The sequence below is a fragment of the Romboutsia sp. CE17 genome (assembly GCF_012317385.1).
Taxonomy (GTDB): domain Bacteria; phylum Bacillota; class Clostridia; order Peptostreptococcales; family Peptostreptococcaceae; genus Romboutsia_E.
In genome coordinates this window covers 974,234-989,429 of record NZ_CP051144.1, presented here as the reverse complement: position 1 = coordinate 989,429, position 15,196 = coordinate 974,234, and the positions used below count along the sequence as shown (strand labels likewise).

General features: G+C 25.3%; 15 protein-coding genes. 2 read left to right on the top strand and 13 right to left on the bottom strand.

All coding sequences use genetic code 11. The features are described 5' to 3' along the window. Positions 1 to 69 precede the first annotated feature (69 nt). From HF520_RS04715 to HF520_RS04690, 6 genes are all read right to left on the bottom strand, one after another. Positions 70 to 1,128 (bottom strand): potassium channel family protein, encoded by a 1,059-nt coding sequence (locus tag HF520_RS04715; RefSeq protein ID WP_168572930.1) that lies wholly within the window; start codon positions 1,126 to 1,128, stop codon positions 70 to 72. Positions 1,129 to 1,437: 309 nt separating this feature from the next. After that, positions 1,438 to 2,601 carry an AI-2E family transporter gene (locus HF520_RS04710; RefSeq protein WP_168572929.1) on the bottom strand — a complete coding sequence of 388 codons (1,164 nt, stop codon included), beginning with the start codon at positions 2,599 to 2,601 and terminating at the stop codon, positions 1,438 to 1,440. Between the two features lie 20 nt (positions 2,602 to 2,621). Beyond that, a complete protein-coding gene (locus tag HF520_RS04705; RefSeq protein WP_168572928.1) occupies positions 2,622 to 3,566 on the bottom strand; it encodes a protein kinase domain-containing protein in 945 nt (314 codons plus the stop codon). Between the two features lie 171 nt (positions 3,567 to 3,737). Then, entirely contained in the window at positions 3,738 to 4,994 is a 1,257-nt protein-coding gene (locus HF520_RS04700) for a VanW family protein (protein WP_168572927.1), read from the bottom strand. Between the two features lie 112 nt (positions 4,995 to 5,106). Then, positions 5,107 to 5,739, bottom strand: a complete 633-nt coding sequence (locus HF520_RS04695) for an endonuclease/exonuclease/phosphatase family protein (RefSeq protein ID WP_168572926.1) — start codon at positions 5,737 to 5,739, stop codon at positions 5,107 to 5,109. A gap of 149 nt (positions 5,740 to 5,888) precedes the next feature. After that, complete coding sequence (locus tag HF520_RS04690; protein WP_168572925.1) at positions 5,889 to 6,047, bottom strand: hypothetical protein; 159 nt, start codon at positions 6,045 to 6,047, stop codon at positions 5,889 to 5,891. A gap of 531 nt (positions 6,048 to 6,578) precedes the next feature. Between HF520_RS04690 and HF520_RS04685 the strand changes: the two genes are divergently transcribed. Continuing rightward, positions 6,579 to 7,160, top strand: coding sequence for a hypothetical protein (locus HF520_RS04685; protein WP_168572924.1), 582 nt, complete (start codon positions 6,579 to 6,581; stop codon positions 7,158 to 7,160). Positions 7,161 to 7,307: 147 nt separating this feature from the next. Here HF520_RS04685 and HF520_RS04680 read toward each other — a convergent pair whose 3' ends face one another. From HF520_RS04680 to HF520_RS04660, 5 genes are all read right to left on the bottom strand, one after another. Next, positions 7,308 to 7,520, bottom strand: coding sequence for a hypothetical protein (locus HF520_RS04680; protein ID WP_168572923.1), 213 nt, complete (start codon positions 7,518 to 7,520; stop codon positions 7,308 to 7,310). Between the two features lie 207 nt (positions 7,521 to 7,727). Continuing rightward, the gene (locus HF520_RS04675; RefSeq protein WP_168572922.1) at positions 7,728 to 8,573 is read right to left on the bottom strand and encodes a DegV family protein; all 846 of its coding nucleotides are present in this window, start codon (positions 8,571 to 8,573) and stop codon (positions 7,728 to 7,730) included. A gap of 36 nt (positions 8,574 to 8,609) precedes the next feature. Further along, positions 8,610 to 9,455 (bottom strand): DegV family protein, encoded by an 846-nt coding sequence (locus HF520_RS04670; protein ID WP_168572921.1) that lies wholly within the window; start codon positions 9,453 to 9,455, stop codon positions 8,610 to 8,612. Positions 9,456 to 9,641: 186 nt separating this feature from the next. Then, positions 9,642 to 9,839 (bottom strand): hypothetical protein, encoded by a 198-nt coding sequence (locus HF520_RS04665; protein ID WP_168572920.1) that lies wholly within the window; start codon positions 9,837 to 9,839, stop codon positions 9,642 to 9,644. Between the two features lie 275 nt (positions 9,840 to 10,114). Beyond that, positions 10,115 to 11,752 carry a M20/M25/M40 family metallo-hydrolase gene (locus tag HF520_RS04660; RefSeq protein WP_168572919.1) on the bottom strand — a complete coding sequence of 546 codons (1,638 nt, stop codon included), beginning with the start codon at positions 11,750 to 11,752 and terminating at the stop codon, positions 10,115 to 10,117. 305 nt (positions 11,753 to 12,057) lie between these two features. Between HF520_RS04660 and HF520_RS04655 the strand changes: the two genes are divergently transcribed. Next, entirely contained in the window at positions 12,058 to 13,173 is a 1,116-nt protein-coding gene (locus tag HF520_RS04655; RefSeq protein ID WP_168572918.1) for a 4-hydroxybutyrate dehydrogenase, read from the top strand. Between the two features lie 110 nt (positions 13,174 to 13,283). Here the strand turns inward: HF520_RS04655 and HF520_RS04650 are convergent, their stop codons facing one another. Further along, positions 13,284 to 13,838 carry a ferritin family protein gene (locus tag HF520_RS04650; protein WP_168572917.1) on the bottom strand — a complete coding sequence of 185 codons (555 nt, stop codon included), beginning with the start codon at positions 13,836 to 13,838 and terminating at the stop codon, positions 13,284 to 13,286. 403 nt (positions 13,839 to 14,241) lie between these two features. Beyond that, positions 14,242 to 15,153, bottom strand: coding sequence for an AEC family transporter (locus HF520_RS04645; RefSeq protein WP_168572916.1), 912 nt, complete (start codon positions 15,151 to 15,153; stop codon positions 14,242 to 14,244). Between the last annotated feature and the right edge of the window lie 43 nt (positions 15,154 to 15,196).

Here is a 15,196-nt window from a genome sequence, read left to right as displayed (position 1 = left end):
CTTGGATTAATAAGTCTATCTTATTTTTTCCTTATAGGTAAATTTTATATCTAGTAATTATTTACTAACTTATCTAATCATCCTTTTTATCACAATAGATGCCCAAGTTGATCCAATTGTTATACCAATAAAAGCTTCTAAGCACACTAATACTTTTCCAATACCTGTACTTACAGTTAGATCTCCATAACCTAAAGTTGTAAAAGTAACTGTACTAAAATACCACAAGTCTATATATCTTTTTATAAGTTCTTTTATAGAATAACGATTTATATCATTTAAACTTATACTTATAAATGTGCTGCCTGAGTTTTTAACACCACAAAACATATATAAAAACGCAAATAAACTAATTACAATTAAAGTTGTTATTATTAATCTCCAAGGTTTTTCTCCATAACCTATTGTATATTTAGAAAGTAAATCAAAAAATTTTTCATTTAAATATGTGCTAAACCGAGGATAGTCACTAGGTTTCATTATTTTACTTGCATAGTTTCTTTCATTATAATAATAATACCCTATCCTTTCATTGTCTCCTATTATATTGGCCTGAGTTCTTGCTATCCTATAATTAATTTTGCCATATAGACCATTTGATTTTGAATATCTAACATATCTAAGTATAAATTTAGTACAAGGACTAAAAATTATTCCTTCTAACCTAGGTAAATTTTTAGCGCTAGTAATAATAAATGCTTGACCTTGGAAACTAACTTTTTCAAACACTTTATTAGCTATATACTTTTTATTGAATTTAGTCCTAGTAAGCTCAAGGTTTTCCATAAAAGTAGAGCTTTCAAAATTTATATATCCTTTAAATTCTGTATAATTTAGAGTGACACTTTTTTTAAATTCAAACTTATTAAAAAAAGCCTTTTTCTTAAATATCGCTTCATCAAAATTAAGTTTTAAATAGTCATACTTAATTACATCCCTTATTATGAAATCATCTTCAAATATGAAACCTCTAAAGTCACTTATACTTTCTTTCATTATTAAATATGTAAACAATGAGTTTTCTTCTCTACTTTTATCTTTCTTATGAAATATACAATATCCAGATGAGTCTGCTCTTCTTAAACATTTAAGGCTTGGCTCATGGTTAGACTCCCATTTACATTGCATAAATAAAAACCTCCAAAACAATATATTATAATTAGTTTGAAGATTTTTACTGGAAATATTCTAATAGAATAAATTAAATTTATATACACATAATAATAGTGTAGCCTAGTAGTCTTTTGTATTTAGCATGTATTCTCACTAGTTAATTTTTGTTCAATAAGATAGACCTCCTTTTAAATAAAATAGCAACAAAGTTGCTATTTTATTTTTCATAAAGAAAAACTTTTATTTATTATATAATTAACATAAAAAAGACAGGCATAAAGTTAACTTTACTACCCGTCTAAATAATCTATTATCTAAGCTATACTACATATAATCTTTCGTATCTTCTGGTAACCCTTTATTTCTAAGTTTACCTTCAACAACTTCTTTTATAATAGAGTAAATAATTGCAAAGATAGGTACTCCAACTACCATTCCAACCAATCCAAAGAATTTACCCGCTACTAAAAGCGTAAATAATATCCAAAATGCAGAAATACCAATAGAATCACCTAAAATTTTGGGTCCTATTATATTTCCATCTATTTGTTGTATAATTAATATAATTATTAAAAACCATACTGCTTTTATCGGAGAAACAAATAGTATTATTATAGCCGATGGTATAGCCCCAAAAAATGGCCCGAAAAACGGTATAATATTAGTTATACCTATAATAACTGATATTAAAGTTGAGTATGGCATTTTAAAAAAACTTAGAATAAAAAATGTTAATACCCCTATAATAGCAGAATCTATTATTTTTCCACTTAAGAATCTTCCAAAAGTATAGTTACTTCTATATACTAATTCAAATATTCTATTTGCTACTCTTTTAGAAGAAGTTGCATATATTATTTTCTTTCCAACTCCATAGAATTTTTCTTTGTCTATTAATAAATACGAAGATACTATTAAACCTAAAATTATATTCCAAATACTTGAAGCAATTGTAACTACCCAGTTACCTAATATAGGTATTAAATCAGTTGCAAATTGTATAATATAATTAACTACTTGATTTAATTTTTCATTAACTAAATCTAAGTACTGTGGATCTACTTCCAACTCAGTCATTGTCTTTTCAAATAAAATAGTTACATTATTAAGATAATCAGGTATATTATTTGCTAGTCCAACTACGCTTTCTATTAATTGAGGAACAACAAAGTTCATAAATAAGTATACGATTAAAAATGCTGTTATATATGTAAAGACTAAACTTATACCTCTTTTTGATTTTTTATTAAGTTTTTTGAAGCTCTCAAGCTTATCTAATATTTCTTCATAAAACTTTAATATAAAATTTAATAAGTATGCAATAATAAATCCTATAATGAAAGGTTGCATTATACCCATTATTTCATTTATTTTTCCAGTAAAAACATTTAATTGAGATGCAATCAAATAAAATACTATACTACTACACACCACTATAAAAGAATATACAGAAATTGTAGTGTATTTTTCATTCCAGTTAATTTTCATTATTTCCTCCTTTTTTTAATTTATAAATAACCTATGACTATTGTTATTACTAATAATAAAGTGAACATAGTAATTACTAATTTTTTTTTCAAGTTTACTTTATTAGATCTGCACTCTTCCTCTTCATAGCCTATTTTATCTTCTTCCTCATCTACTTCAACCTCTTCATACATAATATAGCTCAAATCAATTAAAATCTCAGAAGAGTTTTTGTACTCTTTTTTTCTACTAAGTAGCTTTTGAGAAATTTTAACTAACTCAGTAAGACTTTCATCATATATTAAAAGACTCCATTTTACCCCTTTATCTACAAGCTTTAGCATTTCATTATCATTATAAGCATGTCCAAAAGGATGTTCTCTAAATATCATTTCAAATAAGATTATTCCTAAAACAAATAAATCACTATCCTTATCCGTATAGTCTATATTCAATTGGTGAGGGCATAAGTAACTTAAATCTCCATTTTGTCTTAAATTTATACCTTTATTTGATTTTGTAATACCAAAATCAAATATTTTTATATTTTCATTTGAATCAATAAGTATATTGTTTGGATTTAAGTTCCCATGATATAAGTTATTTGTATTAGCAATTTCTAAAGCTTTTACTATTTGACTAACAATATTAATTATGGAATTTTTATCTAGTATATTATTATATATATACTCTTTTAAAGTTTGACCTTCAAAATATTCACTAACTATATAATAATATACATCATACTCATCGCAATGTACATCAATATGTAAATTCTTTGAAATATAAGAAGAATTTATTTCTTTTAATGTTGTAATCTCATCAATAAAATCCGGCTTAAAGTTCTTCATTACATTTTTATTAACTTCAATAAGACTTATATAAACAAAACTATTATAGTAAGTATCTCTTGCTTTATAAAGTTTTCCTACTTCAATCTCACTATTATAGTCTAAAATTTCATATCTATTTCCTACAAACTGCATTTATTTTTCCTCCAATAACATAAACCTAAATCTCAATTAAGAATAATTATATCAATTTTTTCTATTTTTTTACATATCAATTAGTCTTTATTCTACTTGTCTTTTATAAAAATTACAATAAAAAAGTGAATGATCCTTTTTTAAAAAGTTATCATCCACTTTTACATTTAACTATTTCTTATATACACTTGTAGCTATGTATTCAGTTTTTATTTCATTACCAGAGTCATCTTTAAAAACTCTATAAGTTTTAGCTCCCATATGGAAATTTTCTACTTTTATTTCTACATTTGGCTTATCTTCAGCATTTCCATATACTTGACAAGTTACTGAATTGCCACTCACATAACTCTTAATATATATTGGATGGCTGTAAGGATTAGAGAACTTTAAGTCACTTCCACTATCATTAACCATAGCATCTTTACCTCTCGGTGCATAGCTTGATGTTATTGAGTGATTTTTAACTTGTTCTATATTTAAACCAGAGTATAGTACTGCATTATATAAAGTTGTAGATGTTTGACAAACTCCTCCTCCTGGGGCATCTTCTAAATCTCCATTTATAATTACAGGTGCATTATAAAATCCATTAGAGATAGTTCTTACTCCAGTTTGCTTATTATAAGAATATGTTTCACCAGGCATAAGCAGAACATCACTTATTCGATTTGATGATATTCTTATATTTTCTGTTCTACCTATCATACTAGCATTAAACGTTGTAGTGTGTTCACTTAATAATGTATTTACACTACTTGCCATAGCTGTACTTATATCAGGTTCTATATCATTTATCTTTAAGTCTATTGTTCCATAATTTCTACTATTTATCGCTTCATATATAGCTTCTTTATTCGATGAAATATCAAATTCTTTACCAGTTATAGATGGTGTTACATTAAAACTTCCACCTGATATTAATAACTTTGCATTCCTTACTGGAACATTAACTTCACTCGCTATTTGTTCTAACTTACTACTTAATTTAGCTTCATCAAAAGAGTTTTTTAACGTATACTCCTTTTTAGTTTTATCTAGTTGAAATAATCTTTTTACATTTTCAAAATATGAGTCCGTTTTTGTATAATTATAAGCATTATTTACAACTTCTTCTATATTATATTTAAGATCTATATCTTCTGGATTAATAGAAAAGCTATTATCATTGTAATTTAATGATATAGCTTGTGGTTTATGTTTTTGGCTAATTAAATCCACAGCCTCTTCTTTTGTCATTAGCGAAATATTTACACCTTCTACAAAAATATTATTTGCAATCTTTCCATTATATATATAGTTGTTATTAAATGAATAAATCATATATCCACTAATTAAAGCTATTAATGCTATCACTAATATAACAATTTTTTTCTTCGTGATTTTTGATTTATTTACATTTTCTTTTATAACTACTTCACTGCTCATCATACACCCCCAAACTTACTAATATATAGCAACAATTAATTACATTTTAGTATATTCTTAGTAAGAATAACAACATTTAAAATAAATGTGTAACTATATTGTTACATTTATCCTAAAATACACATATTATAGGATAATGATCCGATAAAGTAATTTTATCTACAATATATTCTTTAGGATTGTATATATTCTCCACAAATATATAATCTATTCTAGCATTATATTTTGGAAGAGTTGGTATATAGTCTTTTTTTAAATAAACCGCACTATCATAATAGTTACTAATATATATATTTTTTTCATTAAAATCTCCACAAATTAAGCTTGAACCTACTAATCTATTTTTAAAGTTTAAAATTTCTTCTATTTGAATATTTCTCTCTTCTCTATCTAAACCCAAATGAGTATTAATTATATTTATATTATCAATTTTTCCAGTATTAACATTAATCGATAAGAGACCTCTTTGTTCCTTTTTACTAGTTAATAATACATGATGGTTTGATTTTATTTTATATTTTGAAAGTGTACAAATACCATATTTCATAGTTTTATTGTTTACATTTGCTGCAAATACACCATCTATACCTAACTCTGATTTTATCTTTAAAAATTGATTATATAAAACTTCTTGCAAACATATAATATCACTATCTAATTTATTTAAGTATTTTATAATTTTTTTCAAAGATGTTACTTTTTTCGAATCAAAACCTCTATGAATATTATAAGATACAATTTTCAATATATCTCACTCCTTTAAAAATTTTAATTAAAACTTATAAATATCATATTATCTGTAATATATTTTAAATTTCAAAATAAAACCTAGCTTCATTCTACTTTTAGTATAAAGCTAGGTTTTATTATATATATTATTAAATTTAGTTACCATTAATGACGTATCTCTCTTTTTATTTTTATAAATTTTCCTTCACTTGCTTCAAATATAAATCCAAATTTATTATATATTTCCTCTAATTGACTTAAAGTAACTTCTCCATTTTTTAAGTTAGCAACTGTTATATCTTGAATATTTTTAACTGGTATCATTTCAAATCCCACTCCTTAAGTTTAATTTTTATAGTATATATATATTCATGTATAAATTACTTTATTACTAGTTTGTCTATTTTTTATTCCTAGAACATTTGTTCTTTTTTATTATACAAGAACACTTGTTCTTTTTCAATAGATAAATTTATTTTTTTATTTTATTTTTTTGCTGTGCAGATTTATATAATATCTAATATTCTCATTAAAATTCAAATTCCTTAATTACCGTTTATTAAGATTATTAAGACATTTTAAGGAGATAATATAATAAATATAAGTTTTAATTCTATACCTCAATCTGTTAGAGTATATATAGGACTATTTATTATGACAAATGCATATTCTACTAAATTTAAATTGTCTTTTTATAATTTTTAGTAAGTTTTTATAAGCTATTTTTAGATTTACTGACTCAAATTAAATAATTATGATTTTTACTTAGTCTTGGTATTTTAATTGTTTTATAGTATTATTATCTATATAAGAACAGTTAATCAAACTAAGACGAGTCTAAAAGGGGGGAATAGTTTGAAATCTTCTAATACTAATAAAAATACAATAGAATTTCATAGTAAAAAACAAGAATTAGAAGGATCATATAATAAAAAACACTTTAAAAGGGATAAATTAAAATTCCATAAAATCAGTGATGATAGTCATAAAGTCTTAGAATATCCTACTAAAAGAAGAAAAAGCGTAAAAAAAATCATTGAATTTAAAGACAATTTAAAAAATAAATTTAAAAACAAAAAATATATTAAAATTATTCTTATAGGCGTCACTTTAACTGGACTTTTATTTCTATTCAATAAAGTTGTATTACCCAATAACACAAATACTAAAAGTACTCCTTCCAATTTAATTGCAGAAAGTACATATATATCTAAATCTAAAGCTTTAACTTATTCTAAAATAATTAATGAAACAATTAAGACTTATACTGGTTTAAATCATAATGTAAAAACTGAAACTATGCATAAAAATGGAAGCAGCATTTACGCCACAGGATATATAGACTATCCTGATAAAGGAAAGATTTACTTTGATGTAAGGTTAAAAAATAATAACCCAATCTCCTTAGTTATAAATGGAGAGGAGCTTATAAAATAGATGTAATTATATAACTTTATTATATAATTATTTTTATTATAAATTAAAAGGTTGATATCATATATATTTTTGATATCAACCTTTTATTAACTAGTTAAATAGTTAAAATAATTATATGCTTATTTATATCATTATTAAATCTAAATTTTACTTTTTCTTAATATTTCCTGTTACTGCCTTACCTACATTTTTACCTGTTTTATAAGTTTCTTTAGCAACTCCACCTACACCTTTTATAGCATCTTTTCCAATATTACTTACACTATCTACAACTTCTTTTCCTACATTTCCAACACCATTTACAAGTTCTTTTCCTACATCTGTAACAGGTTTAGTGACCTTTTTAACATTATCTTTCATATTATAATACATCTCCCTATTATATAAAATAGTATAATAAGCCTTAGGTGATTTATTACCTATATTATAATATGCACTAAATAACAATTAGTTACTAATTTCATCAATTGCAAGCATATTTTTTATATCATTTATACGAATAAGGCAGGATGGAATATCCATACTGCCTCTAATAAAATTAATATTCTTATAATATTTTCATACTTACTATTTATTTAAACAAGCTAGTCCTATAACTTCTGGACCTGAATGACATGCTACACATGCACCAATTTGCATAGTATAAACATTTCTTGGATTTAACTTTTCTTTAACTTTTTGTGCAAATTGATCTCTTAATTCTAAATCGTCTCCATATGCAACATAAATATCTTTATCTGAAAAATCATTTCCTACCGCTTCTACCATTTTATCAATAAGAGCTGGTATTATTTTTTTACTTCCTCTAACCTGAGATTTTTGCTTAACTAATCCATCTTCAATTTTTAGTATTGGCTTTATGTTTAGTAGAGTACCTACTGCAGCCTTAGCTCCTGAAATTCTTCCGCCTTTGTGTAAATAATCTAAAGAATCTACTGAAAAGTAAACTTCTACCTTATTTTTTAATTCTTCTAATTTTTCAATTATTTCTTCTACCTTTTTTCCTTTATTAGCCATTATTGCAGCTTCTTTTATTAACATTCCACCACCTATACATAAACTATAAGTGTCAAAAACGTATATAGGACCATCTATATCACTTTTAGCAAGCATTGCAGATTGATAAGTTCCAGAACCTGCTGATGATCCAGCTAAATATAGTATTATTTTGCCTTCATTTATATATTTATTAAATACTTCTGTAAATGTAGCATATGTTATTTGAGAAGTCTTTGGTATTTCATTAGATTCTCTTAACATCGTATAGAATTCATCTCCACTAAGATCTACACCAGCCCTGTATTCTTTATTTCCAAATATTATAGTTGCGGGTAATACATCTATGTCGTATTTCTCAGCTATATCTTGTGGCACATCGTTCATCGTGTCACATATTATTTTTATATCATTCATTTTCTTGACTCCCTTTAGTCGAATTAAATTTTATTTTTATTTAAAACATGTAAGACCTATAAACCCTGGTCCTGAATGAGAACACATTGGAGGGTTTATTGTTATTTCAATTAATTCTTTTGGATTTAACTCTCTTAAAACCGCTTCTTTTAACTGTTCTCTTTCTTCTAGGTTATCTCCACAACCTATAGCTATAGTTCTATCGCTAAAGTCTTCTCCACATACTTCTTTAGTACGCTTTATTATTGTAGGTATTATTTTTTTATTACCTCTTACTTGACCTTCTTGGAATATTAAACCATCTTTTACAGTAAGCATTGGTCTTAAACTTAACATATTACCAACTAAAGCCTTACCGTTAGATATTCTTCCACCCTTTTTAAGGTATTCTAATGAGTTCATAGACATAGATACAAATACTCTATCTCTTAAATTTTCTAATTCTTTTAGCACTTCTTCTAAAGTAGATCCAGATTCTAACATCCTAGCAGCAATTAATACTTGAAGTCCACATCCAAAACTAATACTCATGCTATCAAATATATAAATATCTCCTTCAATATCCTTGCTTGCAAGAACTGCGGATTGATATGTTCCAGATGATTTTGAAGAACCTGATATATATAAAACTGTTTTGCCTTCTGCTACATGTCTATCAAATATTTCTTTAAAATCAACATAGGTAGCTTGAGAAGTTTTAGGCATCTCCTTAGCTTCTCTCATAATTACATAAAACTCTTCATCTGTTAAATCAACATCTCTATACTCTTTTCCATCAACTCTTACTGTTAATGGTACTATTTCTATATCGTATTGTTTTGCTAATTCTCTTGGCATATTTGCTATCCCATCACAGATTACTTTTATGTTGTTATTTTTCATAGTTATTTACCCTCATATTAATAAATTTTTTTAATATAACTTATACCTCTTAAGTATATCATAAAAAATTTTAGATAAATATAGTTAAATCTGTAAATTGAGAGTATAATATGTCGTTTTTAATATATAACAATTTAAAAAGAGCGCAGTTTATTCTAAAACAACACTCTTATAAATCAAAATCTATTACTCTTGTTCATCCTCTATGTAATCTTCTACTTCAAATCCGCATACTGGACATTTATACGTATCAAGAATGTAGTGATAGTCTTCTCTTATTTCATTTTCACTACCTTCATTTATTATTTCAAAATCATCGCCTTCTTCGTGATCTACTAAGTCCATAATTTCAATTATACACTTAGGACAGTACATTGTTGCCATAACATTACCTCCAAAAATATTCTTACTATATATTAACATATTTTCGAAATAATTTCTTCATATTTTAATATGCTATAATATACTTAATTTTATACTTTTAAATAATTTATTATAACTACATTAACTAATGAATTTTATTATTATATAAGACATGCTTTATATATAAAACTTCATAATGCTTCTTTTATGAATAATTTTTATTTATAAAAAACAGTTAACCAATTATTTGAAGTTTAATTTATACTTCTTAATAAGTTAACTGCTATATTTTAATCTTAGTCTACTTGTATTAAACAAGTAGTAACTGATATTATTCCTATTATTGCAAATATCATAGTTACACATAATGCTCCAAAAGTTAAAGCTGCATTAAATAAATATACTGTTGGTACATAAAGTACTATGATTAAAGACGCTGGTATTAATAATATATAACTAATCTTATTTATCTTACCATTTAGTATAGTACATAAAATTGTTGATAATGATATTATTATTGCTGGGAATATAAATAAGTAGCTTCCTCCTGGCAATACAAAAGTAAGTATTAATCCCAATAAGAATAATAATATAATGCTTCCTAGAATATACTCATTTTTTTCTTTAAACCTTTTGCTAATTTTTTTTATAAGAAGTGTATATGTAATTAAAGCTACTGCTATTATAGCAAGTATTGCTAATTTTTCATGCTTTATAAGAGGTAAATACGTCAACTTAAATGGATGATTATTTACAATTGCTGCTAACCTTGATATACCATAACATACTATAGCTACTAACGTTGTAAATCCTAAATTTACCAAAGAATATTTTATTGGAACTAAAATATTCTTTATTTTTAATTTATTAAATAAGAATATTATAGCTAATAAAATAATTCCAATTAATGTATAGTTTATAGTTTTTGAATATTTGATAAATGCACTTCCTATTGAAAAGAAAATAGCATCATTATTACTAATTATACTAGCTTTATCTGCATATTTCTCATTGCTTACAAATTCAGTTACTATCGGTAATACTTGATCTCCATAATGTTGTAATGACCTATCATTAACTGATTCTATACTATCATTAGGAGTATGATAGTTTTCTAATCCATCTAAAACACTTATATTAATGCCTGGTATATTACTCTCTAAAAATACTGTAAAATCTGTTCCATTTGGAAGTAAACGATATATTTCTGGTGTTATAGAGTAAGAAAACGGCTTTTCACTATAACTATATAAATCTACTACACTAGAATTATTCGTGCTTGTTTCAAACATTATAGCTGGACCTTTTGTTCCTCTTGCTTCTAAATTTATAAGATAGTTTACATTTTCAAATATCTCTTTTTCTTTCACTGCTTCCTTTGCACCAGCAAGTCCACATTCTTCACCGTCTGTTATAAGTATTTTTATCCCATTGTTTAGAGTTACGTTATTTTCTTTTATAACTCTTAAGGTTTCTAGTATTGTAGATAATCCATATCCTGCATCTGCAGCACCTTTTGATCCATCTTTTTCTGCATAACGCTCTGTCTTTGCCCTTGAGCTGTCATAATGTGTTACTAACATTATATAAGAATCACTTTTTCCTTTTATTTCTGCATAAATATTCTCAAGTTTTTCTTTACTTTTACTTCTCTCTATATATACATCTTCATATGTATATAATTTAGGATCAATATCTAACTTTTTAAGCTCTGACAATAAATAATCTCTTACTTCATCATGAGCTTCTCTATCATATATTGAATGTGGCTCTTTTGCTATTTCTTTTATATGGTTTATTTGATTTTCTGTGTTTACTTTTGTATAATCATCATAATTTGCTTTTGACGGATACAATGAATTGTAACCTATTATGCACGATACAATTACTACTAATAATATTAGTCCGTATGTTATATATTTTTTTGACTTCATACTCAATCTCCTTACTGAAAATATTCTTAAATTTATAGTTCTCCCCGTCTTGTGTTATAATTTACCATACTTTTCATAGCAGTACAATAATTAATTTTGACTTTCAAATTAATCACTTATCAAAATATAGTTTTTTCAACATTTTTTATAAATAAATTATTTTTAACAATTATAATATTAAATAATAAAAATATATGATGATTAGATTATATTTAATCTTATTATTAAAATATTATTATACTTGAAATTATATATTTTATTATGTAACATCAATATAGATAATATCTATAAGGAGTGGTGATACAATGAACTTGTTTAAATTAAAAACAAATATTCATAAGTTTAAAGATATAAATAAATTTATAGAAGATTTTAATATAAATGAAGATGATTTTATTCTTGCAAGTAAAAATATTTATGAAAAACATTTTATTTCTTTGGATATAAAAGCAACTGTAGCTTATAAAAATAAATATGGCAATAGTGAACCTACTGATATAATGATGGATGCTTTACTTAATGATTTTAACAAAAAAGAATATAGTAGAGTCATTGCCATAGGTGGTGGTGCTGTAATTGATATGGCAAAAATTCTAGTTTTAGAAAATGGAACTTCAGCTACGGACATATTTGAAAAAAATATACCTTTAAATAAGGTTAGAACCTTAATAGCAATTCCAACAACTTGCGGTGCTGGATCTGAGGTATCAAATATAAGCATTACCGAAATAACTAAGATAAATTCTAAATTAGGCTTAGCAATTGATGAATTATATCCAGATTATGCCGTACTTATTCCTAAACTTCTAGAAGATTTACCATATAAGTACTTTGCTACTAGTGCAATTGATGCTCTTATACATTCTATAGAATCATATGTATCACCAAAGGCAAATGTTTATACAGAAATGTTTAGCAAGGAAGCTATGAGTATGATACTTCATGGATTTAAGACTATCGCAAAACATGGTAAAGAATCTAGATTTTCAATGCTAGATGAATTTTTAACTGCAAGTAACTTAGCAGGTATTGCCTTTGGAAATGCTGGTAATGGTGCTGTCCATGCTTTTTCTTCTCCTTTAAGTGGAACCTATCATGTACCACATGGAGAAGCAAATTACCAATTCTTAACTGCAGTTTTTAGAGAATACAATAGGAAAAATCCAAATGGCAAAATAAAAAATTTAAATATACATTTAAGTAAAATATTGGAATGTAATATAGATGAAGTTTATGACAAATTAGATGAATTATTAGATAATATTATATCTAAAAAGAATCTAAGAGAATTTGGAATGAAGGAATTTGAAATTTGCTCTTTTACAGAAAACATTATTAACAATCAAAAAAGGCTTCTTAGTCAAAGTTATATTCAACTTTCTAAAGAAGAAATAGAGCATATATATAGAAGCTTATACTAAAAAATCTTCTTTTAAAAATTTACTTTATAATAATTAAAATAAAAGCCTTGGAATTACTATAATTCCAAGGCTTTTATGATTTTAAAAACTATTTATATAATAAAAGCTTATTAGTTTTGCTTACCAAAATGTCTTTCTAATAATCCTAAGAATGCTTTACCATGTCTAGCTTCATCTTTACACATTTCATGAACTGTATCATGTATAGCATCAAGTCCTAATTCTTTAGCTCTCTTAGCTAACTTTAACTTTCCATCAGTAGCACCGTACTCTGCTTCAACTCTAACTCTTAAGTTTTCTTTAGTGTCAGCTACAACTACTTCTCCTAATAATTCAGCAAACTTAGCAGCATGCTCTGCTTCTTCAAAAGCTATTCTCTTGTAAGCTTCTGCAACTTCTGGGTATCCTTCTCTATCAGCTTGTCTACTCATTGCTAAGTACATTCCTACCTCTGTACATTCTCCAACAAAGTTAGCTCTTAATCCTTCTACAACCTCTTCATCTACTCCTTGAGCTACACCTATTCTATGTTCGTCAGCCCACTTTAATTCTCCAGCCATTTCTTCGAACTTATCAGCTCCAACTTTACATACTGGACATACTACACCTTCTATAGAATCTGCTTCATGGATATATCCACAAACTGTACATACGAATTTTTTCATATTTAATCTCCTCCTAAATTTCAATTTAAATTTATTAACAACTTTTGTTATTATTTATATTTTATATATACCATATAAATTTATCTTTAAACATTTTTTTCATAATTTATATTTATTTTTTATAACTTTTTCATTAAGTATATTATAATAAACGGTATAGCTAAAAAATTCATATTAATTTAATATTAATATATTTTTCCTTTTTCTCTAAATAGTATATTAAATAAAAACACCTTAGAAACAAATTACTTACTAAGATGTTTTTATAAATGTAAAAAATGTTAAATAAATTGACATAAATAACTTAGTAATCTGGGGTAAGTATTACATTACGTTATGATATATAAATACCCCTGCATCTTAAGCTTAAACACTTTTTATAAATTTTAATTAAATAAATTTATTATTTTATTATAGTCAATATAAGTGGAATTGTAAAAACTGAAAAAAACGTAGTTATAAACAAAAGAACTGCTGCATACCCCTTATCTTTTTCATAATTTTCTGCAAATATAGGTGCCATAGCTGCCGTTGGCATTGCTGATAATAAAGCCATAACTTTTATAATCTTAGATGGTCCTTTTATTATATTCAATATGAAATATATTAATAAAGGGATTATAATAATTCTTACAATAGTTCCATAATACAAACTACAATCTCTTATATAATCATTTATTTTTATATTCGATATTATACATCCTACTATTATCATAGATAATGGAGGTGTAATACCTCCTACCATTTCTATAGGGTATAATATCATCGATGGTATATTTATATTAAATATCATAATTACAATACCTATATATACTGCAATAATTGCTGGATTACACAATACTTTTTTTATATCATTTTTGTTTACAGTTCCCGAATATAATGATATACCATAAGTCCATATAAGTATAGTAAATACCATATTAAATACCGATGTATATATTAATCCTTCTTTCCCATATATACTTTCTACTATTGGAAATCCAATGAATCCACAGTTTGAAAAAACATTTGAAAATTGAAGTATAAACTTATTATCTTTTTTTATTGGTGCCAAAAGTACTTTAGATATTAATATTGAAATAAACAAAGTTATAATACTATAACAAAAACATTTAATTATATTTCCTTTTAGTTCATCGCTATATGTAATACTAAAAGATGATATTATAAGCATAGGCATAGATATCTTGAAAAGAATATCTGTTAAACCTTTATTTATTTCTTTTGTTATAATATTTTTCTTGCTCCCATAAATACCTACTAACATTATTAAAAATAATGATGTTATTCCCTCAAATACAGAACTATTGCTCATAAGTTAATTCTCACCCCCAATATAAAGATACGAAAAGCTTTTT